The 14282-nt window shown below is 73.8% G+C and carries 14 protein-coding genes; 11 read left to right on the forward strand and 3 right to left on the reverse strand.

The window, feature by feature from the left end:
- Positions 1 to 6: 6 nt before the first annotated feature.
- A complete protein-coding gene (locus ACIP9H_RS04665) occupies positions 7 to 777 on the reverse strand; it encodes a GNAT family N-acetyltransferase (RefSeq protein WP_401583009.1) in 771 nt (256 codons plus the stop codon).
- A gap of 191 nt (positions 778 to 968) precedes the next feature.
- Between ACIP9H_RS04665 and ACIP9H_RS04670 the strand changes: the two genes are divergently transcribed.
- The 4 genes from ACIP9H_RS04670 to ACIP9H_RS04685 all read left to right on the forward strand — a co-directional run bounded on the left by ACIP9H_RS04670 (position 969) and on the right by ACIP9H_RS04685 (position 6230).
- Positions 969 to 2723, forward strand: coding sequence for a nucleic acid/nucleotide deaminase domain-containing protein (locus ACIP9H_RS04670; protein WP_401583011.1), 1755 nt, complete (start codon positions 969 to 971; stop codon positions 2721 to 2723).
- Positions 2724 to 2790: 67 nt separating this feature from the next.
- A complete protein-coding gene (locus tag ACIP9H_RS04675) occupies positions 2791 to 3363 on the forward strand; it encodes an SUKH-4 family immunity protein (protein ID WP_401583012.1) in 573 nt (190 codons plus the stop codon).
- A 51-nt stretch (positions 3364 to 3414) separates the two neighbouring features.
- Positions 3415 to 4236 carry a nucleic acid/nucleotide deaminase domain-containing protein gene (locus ACIP9H_RS04680; RefSeq protein WP_401583013.1) on the forward strand — a complete coding sequence of 274 codons (822 nt, stop codon included), beginning with the start codon at positions 3415 to 3417 and terminating at the stop codon, positions 4234 to 4236.
- 23 nt (positions 4237 to 4259) lie between these two features.
- Entirely contained in the window at positions 4260 to 6230 is a 1971-nt protein-coding gene (locus ACIP9H_RS04685; protein ID WP_401583015.1) for a hypothetical protein, read from the forward strand.
- Between the two features lie 214 nt (positions 6231 to 6444).
- On the opposite strand, the gene ACIP9H_RS04690 is transcribed toward ACIP9H_RS04685, so the two are convergent.
- The gene (locus ACIP9H_RS04690) at positions 6445 to 7788 is read right to left on the reverse strand and encodes a tetratricopeptide repeat protein (protein WP_401583017.1); all 1344 of its coding nucleotides are present in this window, start codon (positions 7786 to 7788) and stop codon (positions 6445 to 6447) included.
- 156 nt (positions 7789 to 7944) lie between these two features.
- Here ACIP9H_RS04690 and ACIP9H_RS04695 point away from each other — a divergent pair, with 156 nt between their 5' ends.
- Positions 7945 to 8415, forward strand: coding sequence for a hypothetical protein (locus ACIP9H_RS04695; protein ID WP_401957468.1), 471 nt, complete (start codon positions 7945 to 7947; stop codon positions 8413 to 8415).
- A gap of 31 nt (positions 8416 to 8446) precedes the next feature.
- Entirely contained in the window at positions 8447 to 9301 is an 855-nt protein-coding gene (locus tag ACIP9H_RS04700; RefSeq protein ID WP_401583019.1) for a spermidine synthase, read from the forward strand.
- 12 nt (positions 9302 to 9313) lie between these two features.
- On the opposite strand, the gene ACIP9H_RS04705 is transcribed toward ACIP9H_RS04700, so the two are convergent.
- Positions 9314 to 9880 carry a hypothetical protein gene (locus tag ACIP9H_RS04705; protein ID WP_401583021.1) on the reverse strand — a complete coding sequence of 189 codons (567 nt, stop codon included), beginning with the start codon at positions 9878 to 9880 and terminating at the stop codon, positions 9314 to 9316.
- Positions 9881 to 9990: 110 nt separating this feature from the next.
- On the opposite strand from ACIP9H_RS04705, the gene ACIP9H_RS04710 reads away from it, so the two are divergent.
- From ACIP9H_RS04710 to ACIP9H_RS04730, 5 genes are all read left to right on the forward strand, one after another.
- Entirely contained in the window at positions 9991 to 10668 is a 678-nt protein-coding gene (locus ACIP9H_RS04710; protein WP_401583022.1) for a response regulator transcription factor, read from the forward strand.
- On the forward strand, positions 10665 to 12056 hold the full coding sequence (locus ACIP9H_RS04715; RefSeq protein WP_401583024.1) for a sensor histidine kinase: 1392 nt from the start codon (positions 10665 to 10667) through the stop codon (positions 12054 to 12056). The genes ACIP9H_RS04710 and ACIP9H_RS04715 overlap by 4 nt, the downstream gene beginning before the upstream one ends.
- 16 nt (positions 12057 to 12072) lie before the next feature.
- A complete protein-coding gene (locus ACIP9H_RS04720) occupies positions 12073 to 12366 on the forward strand; it encodes a hypothetical protein (protein ID WP_401583025.1) in 294 nt (97 codons plus the stop codon).
- An 11-nt stretch (positions 12367 to 12377) separates the two neighbouring features.
- Positions 12378 to 12623, forward strand: coding sequence for a hypothetical protein (locus ACIP9H_RS04725; protein WP_401583027.1), 246 nt, complete (start codon positions 12378 to 12380; stop codon positions 12621 to 12623).
- 144 nt (positions 12624 to 12767) lie between these two features.
- Positions 12768 to 14258 carry a cellulose binding domain-containing protein gene (locus tag ACIP9H_RS04730; RefSeq protein ID WP_401583029.1) on the forward strand — a complete coding sequence of 497 codons (1491 nt, stop codon included), beginning with the start codon at positions 12768 to 12770 and terminating at the stop codon, positions 14256 to 14258.
- Positions 14259 to 14282: the final 24 nt, after the last annotated feature.

Below are 14282 nucleotides of genomic sequence, written 5' to 3' on the forward strand. Positions count from 1 at the left end.
GCACCGTCAGTCGCGGGCGAAGCTGTGGAAACGGCCGATGACGGTGAAGCCGCGACGGCCGTACCAGTAGCGCGGCCAGTCGTCGGCGTCGGCGATGAGGAAGCGCGTGGCGCAGCCCGCGTCAACGGCCCGGCGCAGGGCGGTGGACAGGACGGCGTCGGCGTAGCCGCGGCCGAGGTGGTCCTCGGAGGTGATCAGGTCCTCGATCTGGGCGATGCCCGCCACGGGGTCCATGTAGAGATCGGCCCAGGACGCGACGTCGCCCTCCGCCGTCCGGGCACCGATGAAGCCGACGGAGTCCGCGCCGCGGCGCCGGGTCTCGCGGCGGTCCACGAGCTGCCGGACGGCATCGTCGTCGGCCGCCGGGAGGAAACCGCGCCAGCGCCGCGCGAGGGGGACGCGGAAGGCGTCGAGATCCACCTCCTCCGCCGGGCCGCCGTCCGGTACCGGGCCGGTGTGCAGCATGACGAGCTCGGCCGAGTGGCTGTAGCCGGCGCGGGTCAGGGGTCCGGCGCAGGCGGTGCCGGTCGCGTCGTCGAGCACGGTGATCGCGCGGTGCTTCAGATGGGCCAGCGCGTCGTCGGCGAGGGCGGGCAGCGCCTCGGGGTCGACGTCGCCGGGCGCGCCGTCGACGACGACGCGGTTGTTGCCGTGGGAGAACGCGAAGGCGTCGTCGAGCGCGGCGAAGCCGCCGGGCAGCTCGACGGTGCGGACCGCCTGGCGGCGGGCGAAGGCGGTGAGAAAGGCGCGGATCTGCCGCAGTTCCGGTCCTGACATGGCTGCAGCCTAGGCGGGGCCGCGCCGGCGTGTGCCGGGCCGTGACAACTGCGGGACGCCGGGGGCGGTTTCACGAGGGGGCACCGCAACCAGAATTGATCAAATCCGATGGAAACCGGCTTCGGCGCGGAACCCGATATGCTCACGAACCGTCAATACTTCTGCTGCCACGTACCAGTAGAGACACGGGGGTGCCCGCTGTGGGTGTCGTCCTGCCCGACGAGCTGGCCTATGTACTCGACCTGATCGGCGTGTCCTGGCCGAACGTGGACGAGGACGACTACCGCGAAATGGCCACGTCGCTACGGGACTTCGCGAGCGACATCGACGGTGGCGCGATGGACGCGAACGCCGCCGTGCAGGAGTTGCTGGGCGCGAACGCGGGCGCCGCGATGGACGCCTTCGAGGCGCACTGGGGCAGGGTCAAGGGCACGCATCTGGCCAATCTCGGCGAGGCCGCCCGGATGGGCGCCCTCGCGCTCGACGGGGTGGCGATAGCCATCGAGGTCGCCAAAGGTGCCGCGATCGTCCAACTGGGCATCCTGGCGGTGGAGATCGCCTCGGCCATCGCGTCCGCGCCCTTCACGCTCGGGTTGTCGAGCCTGGCCGGGGCGGCCGGGACCCAGGCCACCCGGATGATCGTCAAGAAGATCTTCCGCGAGGTGATCGACCAGGTCGTCGATCAGCTGATGTCCATCGCCACCGCCCCGGTGTACGCGGCACTGGAGTCGATGGCCGCCGATCTCGTCATCCAGGTCGGCTCGAACGCCCTCGGCCTCCAGAAGGGCGTCGACCTCGGCCGGACCGTCGGCGCCGGCAAGGAGGGCTTCGGTGAGGGCGTCGACGGTGCCAAGAAGCAGGCCGACGGCTTCGTCCTGGCCAGCGCCGGAGGCGGAGGCGGGGGCGGTGGCACCGGAGAAGGCGGAAGCGGCGGGGGAACCGGCGGCAGCGGCCACTTCCAGAGCGACGGCGACAGTTTCGACCGTGTCGACAGCCGGCTCGACGGCATCACCGGCTCCCTGCACGGCAAGTCCCGGGGGCACATGAGCCGCGCCCGCAACGCCAAGGGCCGCACCACCGGCGGGGGCGAGATCGCCGCGCACATCATGCCGATCGCCACGAAGATCGTGGACGGCATCGGCGAGGCGGCCGAGAAGGCCGTGGGCCACGTGCGCGGTGACATGCGCAAGGGCCTCAAGGAGATGCACCGCAACCACCGCGACAACGACGACAGGACCGCCACGGAGCTGGACGGCCTCCACAAGCTCCACTCGCAGGAGCAATTGCGCTCGTTCGGCGATTCGACGGACGTCTACCACATGGCGGACGACGGGACGATCACCCGCCTGACCGCGGACGGGCACATCCCCCTCACGGAGGCCGACCGGGACCGCATTGCCCTGAGGCTCGACGGCAAGGACTCGGTGGGGCGACGGCCGAAGGGGAAGTACAAGCTGCCCGAGCTCGAGAAGGGGAAGACGCGCCCCCGGAAGGACTCGGCCGAGGTGCCGCTCGGCGGCAGTCCCCTGGCGAAGGCCACCCAGCTCGCCCGGCACGCGGACAACAGCTACGGGAATTACTACAAGAAGTCCAAGGACTCCGACGAGAAGGTGTTCCAGAGCAACAACTACGCGGCGGTCCGCTACGGGAACGAAGGGGACGACGACGGTTTCATCCTGGTCGGACGCAGCCGCAATCCCGTGCATTCCGAAAGGGCTCTGGGAATTCCGTTCCTCAGGAATGACAGCCACGACGGGATAACGGAACTCTACACAGAGCGCGAACCCTGTTCCACCGGCGTCAACTGCTCCGCCTGGATGCACCATTACCTGCCGGACTCGGTGAACGTCTCGCACAGCGTCGAATACGGCGACACACCCGAGTCGCAGGTGAGAGGCAACTCGGCGATGGAGTCCTACCTCAACGGCCTCCAGCAGCTGCGCTGACCGGAGCGCCCGGTACGATGCCCCGCACGACAACGACGACCGATGAGCGAACGGACTGATCCTTCCCATGCCGCACGCAGTCGACCGCTCCGTCATGGAAGCGGCCTTCGGACCGGACGTGCTCGTCACTCTGGACGAGGACACGGTCTCCGGTGTCCCCCACGCCGCGACCCGCGCCTTTCTGGTCGACGTCGGCCTGCCCGACGAGACGGACAAGTGGTTCGAGTTGGACGAGGGTTTCTCCGAGGGAGATGTGCGGCTCGGCGAGATCTACCCCGAGGTCGGGGCCCATTACGGAAATCTTCCCGAGGGGGGCCTCGACTGGATCTCCCTGGGAGCGATCCCGTACGACGACATCGCCGTGGACCACACCACCGGGACCGTCTGGTGCCTGCCGGACGGGTCGTCGGAGATCTATCCGCTGAACAAGGACATCCACAGTTTCGCGGCGTTCCTGTGCGCCTTGGAGAGGGAACGGCCGAACTACGATCTCGCGGTGGCCGGCGGCATCGCCGACCCCGAGGCGGCGGCGGCCCGCCTGGCCGAGGAGTTCACCCGCCTCGACCCGACGTCCGTCGACAGGCCCGAGGGGACCTGGCAGCGCGTGCTGGGGTACGTGCGGGAGGCGATCCCGGAGTGAGTGAGACGTCCGTCCACGCACATGGCGACGCGGCCCCGTCGGGAGGGACCCATGACTGACCATCAGGCACCGGCGGCCCGCGTCGTGGCCCGGTTCGGCGACGGCGGGGTCCGGCGGTTCGTGACGGCGCCCGACGTGGTCGTTCCGCTCCAGGTGGGGCCGTACTGGACGACGTCCCCCGGGGAGCCGGAGGCCCTGGCCGACTTCGCCGAGGCGCTGGAGCTGGGCCTGCCCGAGCGGACGCTGGAGTACCTGCGCCTGGGCAGCGACCGGGGCTACGAGATCTGCCTCTCCCCGAGCGGCGACGTACGCGGTGTCCTGGCCGGCTACGACGAGCCGGAACGGCATGTGAACGGCTCCCTGGACGCGTTCGTCCAGGGCCTTGTGGCGCTGGACGAGACCCTCGCCGCCATCGCCGGCACCGACCGGCCCGGGACGGCGGCGCAGTCGTTCGCGGCGCTGGAGGCGCGGCTGCGGGAGCAGGACGCGACGGCGTTCGCGGACCGGGAGGACTGGTGGCCGCAGGTACTGGACGACATCCGTGACACCGCGAGCGCGGAGTGGTTCGCGGCGTTCGAGGTCGTGGACGCCGGCGGGGAGGCGAGGATCCTGACCTCCTCGGGCGGGATCTGCGTGCACCCCGAGGAACGGCTGTGGGCCAACCTGGCGGCGTCCGGGGTGGAACCGGAGCAGGTCCGGCGCGTCCACACCGAACTCGAGCCGTGCTTCATGCCGGGCCACTACTGCTCGATGACGCTCGAGAGGCTCTTCCCGGACGCCGCCTCGACGCACAACTTCCCCTACGGGGACACCGCCGAGTCGCGGGCCGCCGGGATCCGGAAACTGCGCGAGGCGGCGGCACAGGAGGACTGAGGAACATGACGGGGGAACCGGGCATGGCGAAGTGGCCTCTCCTCGGGGCCGGCCGGGGGCCCGCCGGCAGGCGCGTGCTGGACTGGGCGGTTTCGGGCGGCGGGGCGCCGCTGGTGGTGTCCGGTTCCGCCGGGTCCGGCAAGAGTCATCTGCTGGCCTGGTGGGTGACCGGTGGACAGCACGACCCCGCCACGACGGTGCACGGGCTCGCCCCCGCCCGCGGTCTGACCGCGGACGCCGTGGCCTGGGAACTGGGCCGGCAACTGGGCTACGGGCCGCTCTCCCCGGGTGGGCTGCTGGAGCGGATACGGACCGACCGGCGCCCGCTGACCCTCGGCTTCGCCGACCTGCACCGCGCGCGGCCCGGTTGCCACGAGGCCCTGGTGGAGCCCCTGCTCGGCTTCCCCCACGTACGTCTGCTGCTCGAGACGGCGGGGACCGGATACGTTCCGGACGGCGCCGTCGTCGTCGACCTGGACGACCCGACGTTCACCGATCAGGCGGAGTTCGCCGCCTGGTACGGCGAACAGGCCCCCGCCGCACCGGCCTTCACCGCGAACCAGGTCTTCCCGCACCCGGCGGCGGCCCGGCTCGCCGCGACAATCCCCGGACCGCCCGCGCGAGGTGACGTGGCGGCCGTGTGGTGGGAGCGGCTGCCGGAGGCCGCCCGACCCGCGCTGCAGACGCTCGCCGCGCTGCGCGGACCGGTTCCCGCGGACGTCTGGGAGCTGGTGCACGCGCGCCTGACCGGGGACCCCGCGCCGGGCGAGGCCGTCGGGGCCGCCGTGGCGCGCCTGCCCCGCGGAACCGTCCACGAGGTACCGCCGGGCGGCCCCCTCGTGGAGGGCGCGGACGCGCGCATCGTGGACATCCTCAAGTCCGAGGCCCTCACCAGCGCATATGCCCGCGATCATGTGCTCGGCCACGCCCTCGCCGCGGGCACCGCGGAGCGACTGCTGCGCGACGCGGGATTCCTCGTGCACGGCTCGGCGGCCGCCGTGGCCGCGGCTCTGGCGGACCCGGACACCGCGAGGGCCGCCCCCGCGGTGCTGGCCCCTCTGTGGCGCCGCGCGGCACCGGTACTGAGCGCCCCGGGCATGAGCGACCCCGAGCGCGCCGCCCTCCTGCACTGCGTCGCGCTCGCCGACGCGCCGCCCATGGCCGCGTTGCTGCGCCCCGTGGCCGAACGGCACGCCTGGACAGCCGTCTGGTTCGACCCGGGCCGGTCCTTCACCGCCCTCGGACCCGGCACGGGCAGCAGCACCGGCACCGTCGAAGGAGCGCTGCTCGCCGCGGACGCGATCGGCCGGGTGCACGCCCTCGACCCCGCCACGGGTGCGGAACTGCACCGGGTCCCCTCCCCCGCCGCCGTTCGGCCGTTCGCCCTGGCCGCCCTCGGCGACGGCCTGCTGCTCCTCGACCGCGAGCAGGTCCTGCACCTGTCCCCCGCCGACACGCCGGCCTTCGGCGAGGCCGCATACCTTCACAACCCGCAGGGCCCCTCGGCCCTGGCCGCGCTGCCCGCCACCGGTCACCTGGCCGTGGGTGACACCGCGGGCCGTGTCCACCTCTGGCGCTCCCCCGCGTACGACCCCGAGCCCCTGAGCCGACCGTTGCACAACGCTCCCGTCTCCGCGGTCGCCGTGGTCCGCTCGGCGCGGCACGACCTGACGTTCTGCCTCAGCGGCGGGCTGGACGGCACGCTGCGCCTGTGGGCGGCCCCGGACGAACCCATGCAGGCCCCCGTCGAGCGGCGCGACCGCGTCATCACCGCCCTGGCCGCCGCCGACACCCCCTCCCACGGTCCCGTCGCCGTCGCGGCCTGGTCCGACGGCCGGGCGAGTGTCTGGAACCTCCTCGACGCCCGGGTGCGGCCCGTGCCCCTCCCGCACCGGGCGGACGCGCTCGGCCTGCGACCGGACGGCCTGCTCACCGCCACGGGTCCTGGTGGCACCTACGCGCTCGGGCTCCACCTCGACAGGCTGTGGGCGTAGCGGTGGCCGAGGCGTACGCGGCGGCGGTCCGGCAGTGGCTGGAGGAACACGGCTGGTACGCCGGGCGGGACGTCCGCGACCGGATCGGCGAACATCTCGCCCACCGGCCGAGGAGCGCCGAGCGCCAGGGCTTCCCGCTCACCCCGCCTGCCGCCGCGGCGTTCCCGCACACGTACGGACTGCTTGGCCCGCGGGGCGCTGCCGGCCGCGTGCCTCAGGCGGTGCGCGACTCCGCCTGGCGGCGCAGGAACCCGGCGACGTCCGGGCGGCGGGCGTACGGCTGGAGGGTCTGGGCGGCCGAGGCGAGCATGCCCCGTACGCGCGGGGACTGGACGCGGCCCAGCAGGTCCAGGACGCGGGCGCCCGTGACGGCGGCCTCGTCGACGCGGTGCGCGCAGGCCAGGTTGCCGGCGAGTTCCGCGGTGTAGAGCGCGATGTTGCGGGTGAAGTGGGGGGCCTGGAGCCCGATGGCGCGGCGGGCGTGCTCCACCGCGCGGTGGTGGTCGCCGAGCGCGGCCCAGGACTGGGCCTCCAGGCCCGCGAGTTCGGCCTCGCCGTAGAAGGTCATCCACTGCGGATCGGCGTCGCGGGAGCCGCGGCCGAAGAGCGACTGGGCGCGCAGCAGGGCGCGTTCGCAGCCGGAGCGGTCGCCGAGCCCGGCCCGGCCGCCGGCCTCGCGCAGGGCCAGCAGGGAGAGCAGCCGCGGCGAGCCCAGGTCGCGGGCGGCCTCCTGGGCGGCCTGGGCGGCGCGGACGGCCTCGCGGGGGCGGCCGGCGTCGCGGGCGAGGAAGGAGGCGTTGCAGAAGGCGTGCGCCTCCAGGGCCTGGTCGCCGGCCATGCGGGCGGTGGCGAGGGCCTCGCCGTAGTAGGAGCGGGCCTCGGCGTGGCGGCCGGAGTCGTGGGCGAGCCAGCCGACGGAGATGGCCAGTTCGCCGGCGCCCGCGTGCAGGTCGTCGGCGACGGCCTGGCCGTAACTGCCCTCGTCCAGCAGGCGGTAGGCGGCGCCGAGCGAGTGGCCTGCCTGGCGGTAGAGCGCCCCGGCGCCGTGCCGGTCGTCGTGCAGCCGGATCTCACGGACGGCGTCCTGCACCGCGCGGACCTGGGATCTGCCGACCCGCCGCACCGGCTCCGCCGCGGCCGGCGGCCCCAGCACCCACGTGGTGGCGATGGCGGCCGGGCCGCCGGTCATGAACGCGCGACGCAGCACGTCGCTCTCCTCATCGGTTTCGGGCTCGCGGGGGCCGGCCGCCACCGCGAGCTGTGGTGCCGGGGGGCCGGCCGCACGCCGGCCGCGGACGGACTCGCGGGGCTCGAAGCCCAGGTCGGCGAGGCCGAGTCCGGGGAACATGTGCCGGAAGACCCGTTCGTACGCGTAGTTGGGGCAGCGGATCTCCCCCGACTCCACGCGTCCGATGTAGCGGGCGTCGCAGCTGACCTGCTCGCCGATCTCCCGGGCCGCGCGGCGGACGGCGGCGGCGAACTCACCGGGCGACCGGTCCGCGCGCAGCAGCCGGAAGGCGGCGTTGGGTGTGGTGGGGGTGGAAGGTGACGAGGGCATCGCCTGACTCCCGGGAGCGGTCGGTGCGGAGCGGTGCTTGTCGCGGTGCGCCGCCGTGCGGCAGCGGAGCGTAGCGGCAGGGGCGACCGTACTCGGTACCGGGAGGGGCAGAGCACCGGTTTGGCTACAAAAGGGATATCTCACCCACCATCCGCCATGAAACGCCACCCTCCCGGCGTCACAAGGGCGTTGCCGTTGACGCGGTGGGCGCGTTGGACAACAGGCAACCAACCGTGCGTCCGACTCCTAGGAGGACCCGCCTTGTTGGACGAGCCATGGGACCTGGTGACCGTCCCGGCCCGCCAGGGACTGGAAGCCGTGGACATCCTGCGCCTGCGGACCGGCCCGGTGCCGGGTCTGGGGCCCGTGCTGCACGACAGCTCGGGCGACAGCCTGGGCTTCCTCGTGCCGCCGGGCACGGCGGCCGGCTGGGACGTGCCGGGCAGCGCCTGCACCCAGACCTCGGGACGCGGCTTCGCGATCCCCGGGGAACTGCGTGAGCCGCCGGTGACGGGCACCGACTGGCTGGTGCCGCCGCAGAACGACGCCCCCGTCACGGACCCGGCGGTGCTCCGCGCCGCGCTGGGCGAGGCGGCCCGGATGATCGAGCTCGCGGACCGGTTCTGACCGGCGGCGGCACCGCGCCCATACTGGGTGCATGGCGCAGCGCAGGACGAAGGACCCGGAAGGGATACGCGAGCAGGTCGGCGGAGGTCTCGCCGAACTCGTACCGGACCGGGACCGGCCGCGCGGCCGCTCGCTGCTGATCGACGGCGCCCCGCAGTCGCACGTCGACCTGGACGACCCGGGCCATCTGGACTTCGCGTACCAGCGCCGGCTGGGCCATGTGATCGACCTCGCCGCGCCGCCCGGCCGCCCGCTCAAGGTGCTGCACCTCGGCGGCGGCGCGCTGACGCTGGCCCGCTACACCGCCGCCACCCGGCCGCGCTCGACCCAGCAGGTCGTGGAGGTGGACACCGCCCTGGTCGAGTTGGTCCGGCGGGAGCTTCCCTGGGACCGCACGTGGCGCATCAAGGTGCGCGGCGGGGACGCCCGGGCGGGTCTGGCGAAGGTGGCCGAGGGCTGGGCCGACCTGGTCGTCGCGGACGTCTTCAGCGGGGCGCGCACCCCGGCCCACCTCACCAGCACCGAGTTCCTCGCCGAGGTGCGCCGCACGCTGGCACCCGGCGGGCTGTACGCGGCCAACGCGGCCGACGGGGGCCGGCTGGAGTTCCTGCGCGGGCAGGTCGCCACCGTCAGGGCCTGCTTCCCGCACGCCTGCCTGGCGGCGGATCCCGCGGTGCTGCGCGGGCGGCGGTTCGGGAACGTGATCCTGGTGGCGGGCGACGGGGAGCTGCCCGTCGCGGAGTTCACCCGCCGGGTGGCCTCGGACCCGCATCCGGGGCGGGTCGAGCACGGGCGGGAGCTGGACGCCTTCGCGGGCGGCGCGGTGCCGGTCACGGACGCGACGGCGGCGGCGTCGCCGGCTCCCCCGGAGTCCGTGTTCCGTTAGCGGCGCCCTGCCCTACCGGCCCCCGGCCGTGTACGTCTCGACGGTCGGCGGGTGCCCGTTCCAGGTGCAGAACAGCGAGGACGTGGTGCCGCCGGAGGTGAAGTCGACCCGGATCCAGGCGGACGCGGACTCGTTCCAGACCTTCATCTCCCAACCGGCCTCGGGGGTCGCGGAGACCAGGGTGGCCGAGGTGTCGCCCAGGTCGAGCACGACCCGGCCGCCCTCGACCGGGTAGCTGTGGACATTGCCGGTGGCGGAGGACGCGGGCGTCGGGGTGCCCGGCGGCCGGGCGGGCGCGGAGACCGACGGCTTCACGGCGGGCGGCGTGCCCGGATCCGTGGCGGCCGGCGGGCGGGCCGGGCTCTCGCGGCGCCGGGAGGCGGAGTCGGAGGGCGCGGACGGCGGCGGGGACGAGGGCGGCGGAGGCGCCGACGCGGCCGCCGGTTCCGCCAGGGGCAGCGCGCGCGGCGGGTCGTACGCGGTGCCCGCGAGCACATGGTGGACGCCGAACCAGGACATCGCGACGGCGGCGCTCGTCGCCAATGTCCACGCTCCGGCGTGCGCCAGTCCTCTTCGCATGCGCCCATACTGCCGGACGCGCCCCTTCCGGGGAGTTGAGGGTTGCGCGCGCGGCCCGGACGTGCTCGGACCCGCCCGGGGCGTCCCCCGGATGGGCTAAGTTGCGGGCCATGGCAAGTGTGCTCGTCGTCGAGGACGACCAGTTCGTGCGCTCCGCCCTCATCCGGCACCTCACCGACGCCACGCACTCCGTACGGAGCGTGGGCACCGCCCTGGAGGCGCTGCGCGAGGTGGCGCAGGTCGGCTTCGACGTGGTGATCCTCGACCTCGGCCTGCCGGACCTCGACGGGGCCGAGGCGCTCAAGATGCTGCGCGGCATCACGGACACACCGGTGATCATCGCGACCGCGCGGGACGACGAGTCGGAGATCGTCCGGCTGCTCAACGCCGGTGCCGACGACTACCTGATCAAGCCGTTCTCGGTCGAGCACCTGTCGGCCCGCATGGCGGCCGTGCTGCGCCGCTCGCGCGCCCGCGAGGCCGCCGAGGTGATGCGGGTCGGCGGGCTGCAGATCGACGTGCTGCGCCGGCAGGCCGTCCTGGACGGCGCACCACTGGACCTGACGCGGCGCGAGTTCGACCTGCTGTCCTTCCTGGCGGCCCGGCCCGGGGTGGTGGTGGCGCGGCGCGAACTGCTGTCCGAGGTCTGGCAGCAGTCGTACGGCGACGACCAGACCATCGACGTCCATCTGTCCTGGCTGCGCAGGAAACTGGGCGAGACCGCCGCCCGCCCCCGGTACCTGCACACCCTGCGCGGGGTGGGCGTGAAACTGGAGCCGCCGCTGTGAGATGGGCCCTGGTCAAGGTCTGCGTCGCGGTCACGGCGATGGTCGTGGTGGCCTTCGCGGTGCCGCTGGGACTGACGGTCAAGGAGATGGCGCGGGACCGCGCGATCGGCAACGCCGAACGCCAGGCCGCGGCCATAGGCCCGGCGCTGGCGATCACCACGGACCGGGTCCAGCTGGAACGCGCCGTCGCCTCCACGCAGGCGGGCGCCGACGGCCGGATCGCGGTGAGCGTGCCGGCCACGGAGGGCACCGACGGCGTACGCATCGGCCGCCCGCACGCCCCGGACGCCGACGTGGAGCGGGCCTCCCGGCTGGGCCGGGCCGCCACGGTGCCGGTGCCCGGCGGCTACGCGCTGCTCCAGCCGACCGCCGTCGGCTCCGGATCCGTGGCGGTGGTCGAGGTCTACGTCCCGGACGGCGAGGTGACCCGCGGGGTCACCACCGCCTGGGCGGTGCTCGCTGCCGTCGGCGTGGGGCTGATCATCGGGGCCGTCGCGGTGGCCGACCGGCTCGGTACCCGGATGGTCGGCCCGGCCAAACGGCTCGCGGACGCGGCCAACGGACTCGGCCGCGGCGACCTGACGGTGCGCGTCCCGGAGGACGGCCCGCCCGAACTGCGCTCGGCCGCCGTCGCGTTCAACGCCATGGCCGACCAGGTCGTGCAACTGCTCGCCAACGAGCGGGAACTGGCCGCCGACCTCTCCCACCGCCTGCGCACCCCGCTCACCGTGCTGCGGCTCAACGCCGCCTCGCTCGGCGACGGCCCGGCCGGCGAGCAGACCCGGCACGCGGTCGCCCAGCTGGAGCGCGAGGTCGACCAGATCATCCGCACCGCGCGCGCCCAGCAGGCGCAGGACAAGCCGGTGGCGGTGGGCTGCGACGCGGCCGCCGTGATCCGCGAGCGGATGGCCTTCTGGTCGGCGCTCGCGGAGGACCAGGGCCGCGAGGCCCGCACGGCCGGCGTCGACCGCCCGGTACGGGTCCCGGTGGCCCGCGCCGACCTGGTCGCCTCGCTCGACGCGATGCTCGGCAACGTCTTCCGCCACACCCCGGAGGGGACCGCCTTCGCGGTGGACGTGCACAGCGGTGAGGACGCCGTGATCGTCCTCGTCTCCGACGCGGGCCCCGGCATCAACGACCCCTCCGCCGCGATGCGTCGCGGCCAGGGCGCGGGCGGCGACGGCTCCACGGGACTCGGCCTGGACATCGTGCGCCGCCTCGCGGAGTCCACCGGCGGCGACGTCCGCATCGGCTCCTCGGTGCTGGGCGGCGCCGAGATCCGCGTCTGGATCGCCCTGCGCCCCTACGCCTCCGCCGGCAAGCGCACCCACCGCGTCGTCCGCCGCCGCCGCGGCCGCCGCCCGGCGGGCGCCCGGCCCACCGGCTGAGCCGGTGGAGGGGCACATGGAGATCTGGTCGGTCGTGGACGACGCCGACCGTGCGCGGTGGACGCTCGTGCCGTTCACAAGCGTCGGACCGCTCCGGTTCGGGATGAGCCCCGAGGACGCGACCGCGGTGATGGACGCAGGCGGCTTCGAGGCCGAACCGGACATCCCGTTCCGGCACGGGCCCCTGACGCAGCGGGTCCACTACCGCGTGAAGGGCGGCACCTCCATCAGCTCGCGGCCACCGCCTACTTCAGGCAGTCGGGCGCACTGGCCTCCGTCGCGGTCGACGCCCTTCGCGGGCCGCAGGTGAGCTTCGCCGGCATGTCGTTCGTCGGGCAGGTGCCGTCCGAGTTCGAGGACCGCTTCTACGCGTACGCGCACGGCGGCGGTCTCGCGGTGAACATCGCCACCGACGGCGAACCGGCCTCGGAGGAACTGGGGCTGGTGATCCGCCCCCAGCGGGCCCGCGACCGCCTTCTGACGCGGGCGTTCTTCACCGCCGGGTACGACGACTGGGCGGACACCCTGTTCGACACCGTCCCGGCGCAGGAGTGGAGCTTCCGCTGACGCCGCCACCGCGGCCACCGCGGCCACCTCAGGGACCAGCTGCCTCAGGCGTCGCTTAGCCGCACCTTAAGCGCGTCATAAGAAATCGAACTCACGCCCAGCTCGGGGCGTTTGTCCGAATACCCCTCGGTAGCGTGCCGGTTCATGAGGAACTCACATCGTCGTCGCCCCACGCGCAAGGCCGCCCTTCTCGGGGGCCTCACCGCGGGCGCGGTCGTCGCGGCCGGCGCCTTCGCTCTCGCGGGGTCGGCGCAGGCCGCCACCGTCGGTGCCGCGTACAGCAGGACCAGCGACTGGACCACGGGCTACACCGGCCAGTACGAGATCAGCAACTCCTCGGGATCGACGCTGTCCGACTGGACGCTGACGTTCGACCTCCCGGCGGGCACCAGCATCAGCTCGCTGTGGAACGCGACCTGGACGGCGTCGGGTCAGCACGTGACCGTGCGGCCCGCGAACTGGAACAAGGACATCGCCGCCGGGCAGTCGGCGCAGGTGGGCTTCGTCACGAAGTCCTCGGCGACGGCGGGCAACCCCCTCAACTGCCGGATCAACGGCGCGAAGTGCTCCGTGGACGACGGCGCGCCCGCCTCCCCCTCCGGCCGCCCCACCGCGTCCGCCACTCCGACGGCAACGCCCTCCCCCTCCCCCACCCGGACCGCGACGGCGACGCCGACCCCGACCCGGACCGCGACCCCCACGGCCACCCCCACCGCGACCGTGCCCCCGGCCTCCGGCACGACCGCCCGCTTCGCCCCGTACGTCGACACCTCGCTGTACCCGGCGTTCGATCTGCTCACGCACTCCAGGTCGACCGGTGTGAAGCAGTACACCCTGGCGTTCATCACGGACGGCGGCGGCTGCACCCCCAAGTGGGGCGGTGTGACGGACGTGGCGGCCGACGCGGTGGCCGCCCAGATCGGCGACCTCCGCAAGGCCGGCGGCGACGTCCGCGTCTCCTTCGGCGGCGCGTCCGGCTCCGAACTGGCGACCACCTGCTCCTCGCCCTCGGCGCTGGCCGCCGCGTACGGCAAGGTCGTCGACACCTTCAAGCTCACCAAGGTGGACTTCGACGTCGAGGGCGGCGCCATCGCCAACGCCACCGCCAACTCCCGGCGTGCCAAGGCGATCGCGCAGCTCCAGGCGGGCCACAGCGGCCTGGAGGTCTCCTACACCCTGCCGGTCATGCCGACCGGCCTCACCCAGGACGGCGTCAACCTGCTCGCGGACGCCAAGGCCAACGGGGTGCGCGTCGCCGCCGTCAACATCATGGCGATGGACTACGGCGCCTCCTTCAGCGGCGACATGGGCGGTTACGCCATCGACGCCGCGACGGCCACCCAGGCGCAGGTCAGGAGTGTGCTCGGGCTGTCGGACGCGGCCGCCTGGAAGGCGGTCGCCGTGACGCCGATGATCGGCGTGAACGACGTCAGCACCGAGGTCTTCAGGGTCGACGACGCCTCGCAGCTGGTGGCCTTCGCCAAGTCCAAGGGGCTGGCCTGGCTGTCGATGTGGTCCGCGACCCGCGACCGGCAGTGCCCCGGCGGCGCGAAGAACTCCGCTGACCCCACGTGCAGTTCGGTCGTCCAGGACGCGAGCGCGTTCTCCAGGGCCTTCGCCGCCTACAACGGCTGATCCCGCGGGATCACGCCGGCTCCT

The sequence above is a fragment of the Streptomyces sp. NPDC088732 genome, from assembly GCF_044751205.1.
In the GTDB taxonomy this organism is placed as follows: domain Bacteria; phylum Actinomycetota; class Actinomycetes; order Streptomycetales; family Streptomycetaceae; genus Actinacidiphila.

Excerpts from the sequence above, each read along its gene's own strand:
- ACIP9H_RS04665 (WP_401583009.1), bottom strand. The coding sequence starts at position 777 with ATGTCAGGACCGGAACTGCGGCAGATCCGCGCCTTTCTCACCGCCTTC.
- ACIP9H_RS04675 (WP_401583012.1), top strand. The coding sequence starts at position 2,791 with ATGCCGCACGCAGTCGACCGCTCCGTCATGGAAGCGGCCTTCGGACCG.
- ACIP9H_RS04680 (WP_401583013.1), top strand. The coding sequence starts at position 3,415 with ATGACTGACCATCAGGCACCGGCGGCCCGCGTCGTGGCCCGGTTCGGC.
- ACIP9H_RS04685 (WP_401583015.1), top strand. The coding sequence starts at position 4,260 with ATGGCGAAGTGGCCTCTCCTCGGGGCCGGCCGGGGGCCCGCCGGCAGG.
- ACIP9H_RS04690 (WP_401583017.1), bottom strand. The coding sequence starts at position 7,788 with ATGCCCTCGTCACCTTCCACCCCCACCACACCCAACGCCGCCTTCCGG.
- ACIP9H_RS04695 (WP_401957468.1), top strand. The coding sequence starts at position 7,945 with ATGAAACGCCACCCTCCCGGCGTCACAAGGGCGTTGCCGTTGACGCGG.
- ACIP9H_RS04700 (WP_401583019.1), top strand. The coding sequence starts at position 8,447 with ATGGCGCAGCGCAGGACGAAGGACCCGGAAGGGATACGCGAGCAGGTC.
- ACIP9H_RS04705 (WP_401583021.1), bottom strand. The coding sequence starts at position 9,880 with ATGCGAAGAGGACTGGCGCACGCCGGAGCGTGGACATTGGCGACGAGC.
- ACIP9H_RS04710 (WP_401583022.1), top strand. The coding sequence starts at position 9,991 with ATGGCAAGTGTGCTCGTCGTCGAGGACGACCAGTTCGTGCGCTCCGCC.
- ACIP9H_RS04720 (WP_401583025.1), top strand. The coding sequence starts at position 12,073 with ATGGAGATCTGGTCGGTCGTGGACGACGCCGACCGTGCGCGGTGGACG.
- ACIP9H_RS04725 (WP_401583027.1), top strand. The coding sequence starts at position 12,378 with ATGTCGTTCGTCGGGCAGGTGCCGTCCGAGTTCGAGGACCGCTTCTAC.
- ACIP9H_RS04730 (WP_401583029.1), top strand. The coding sequence starts at position 12,768 with ATGAGGAACTCACATCGTCGTCGCCCCACGCGCAAGGCCGCCCTTCTC.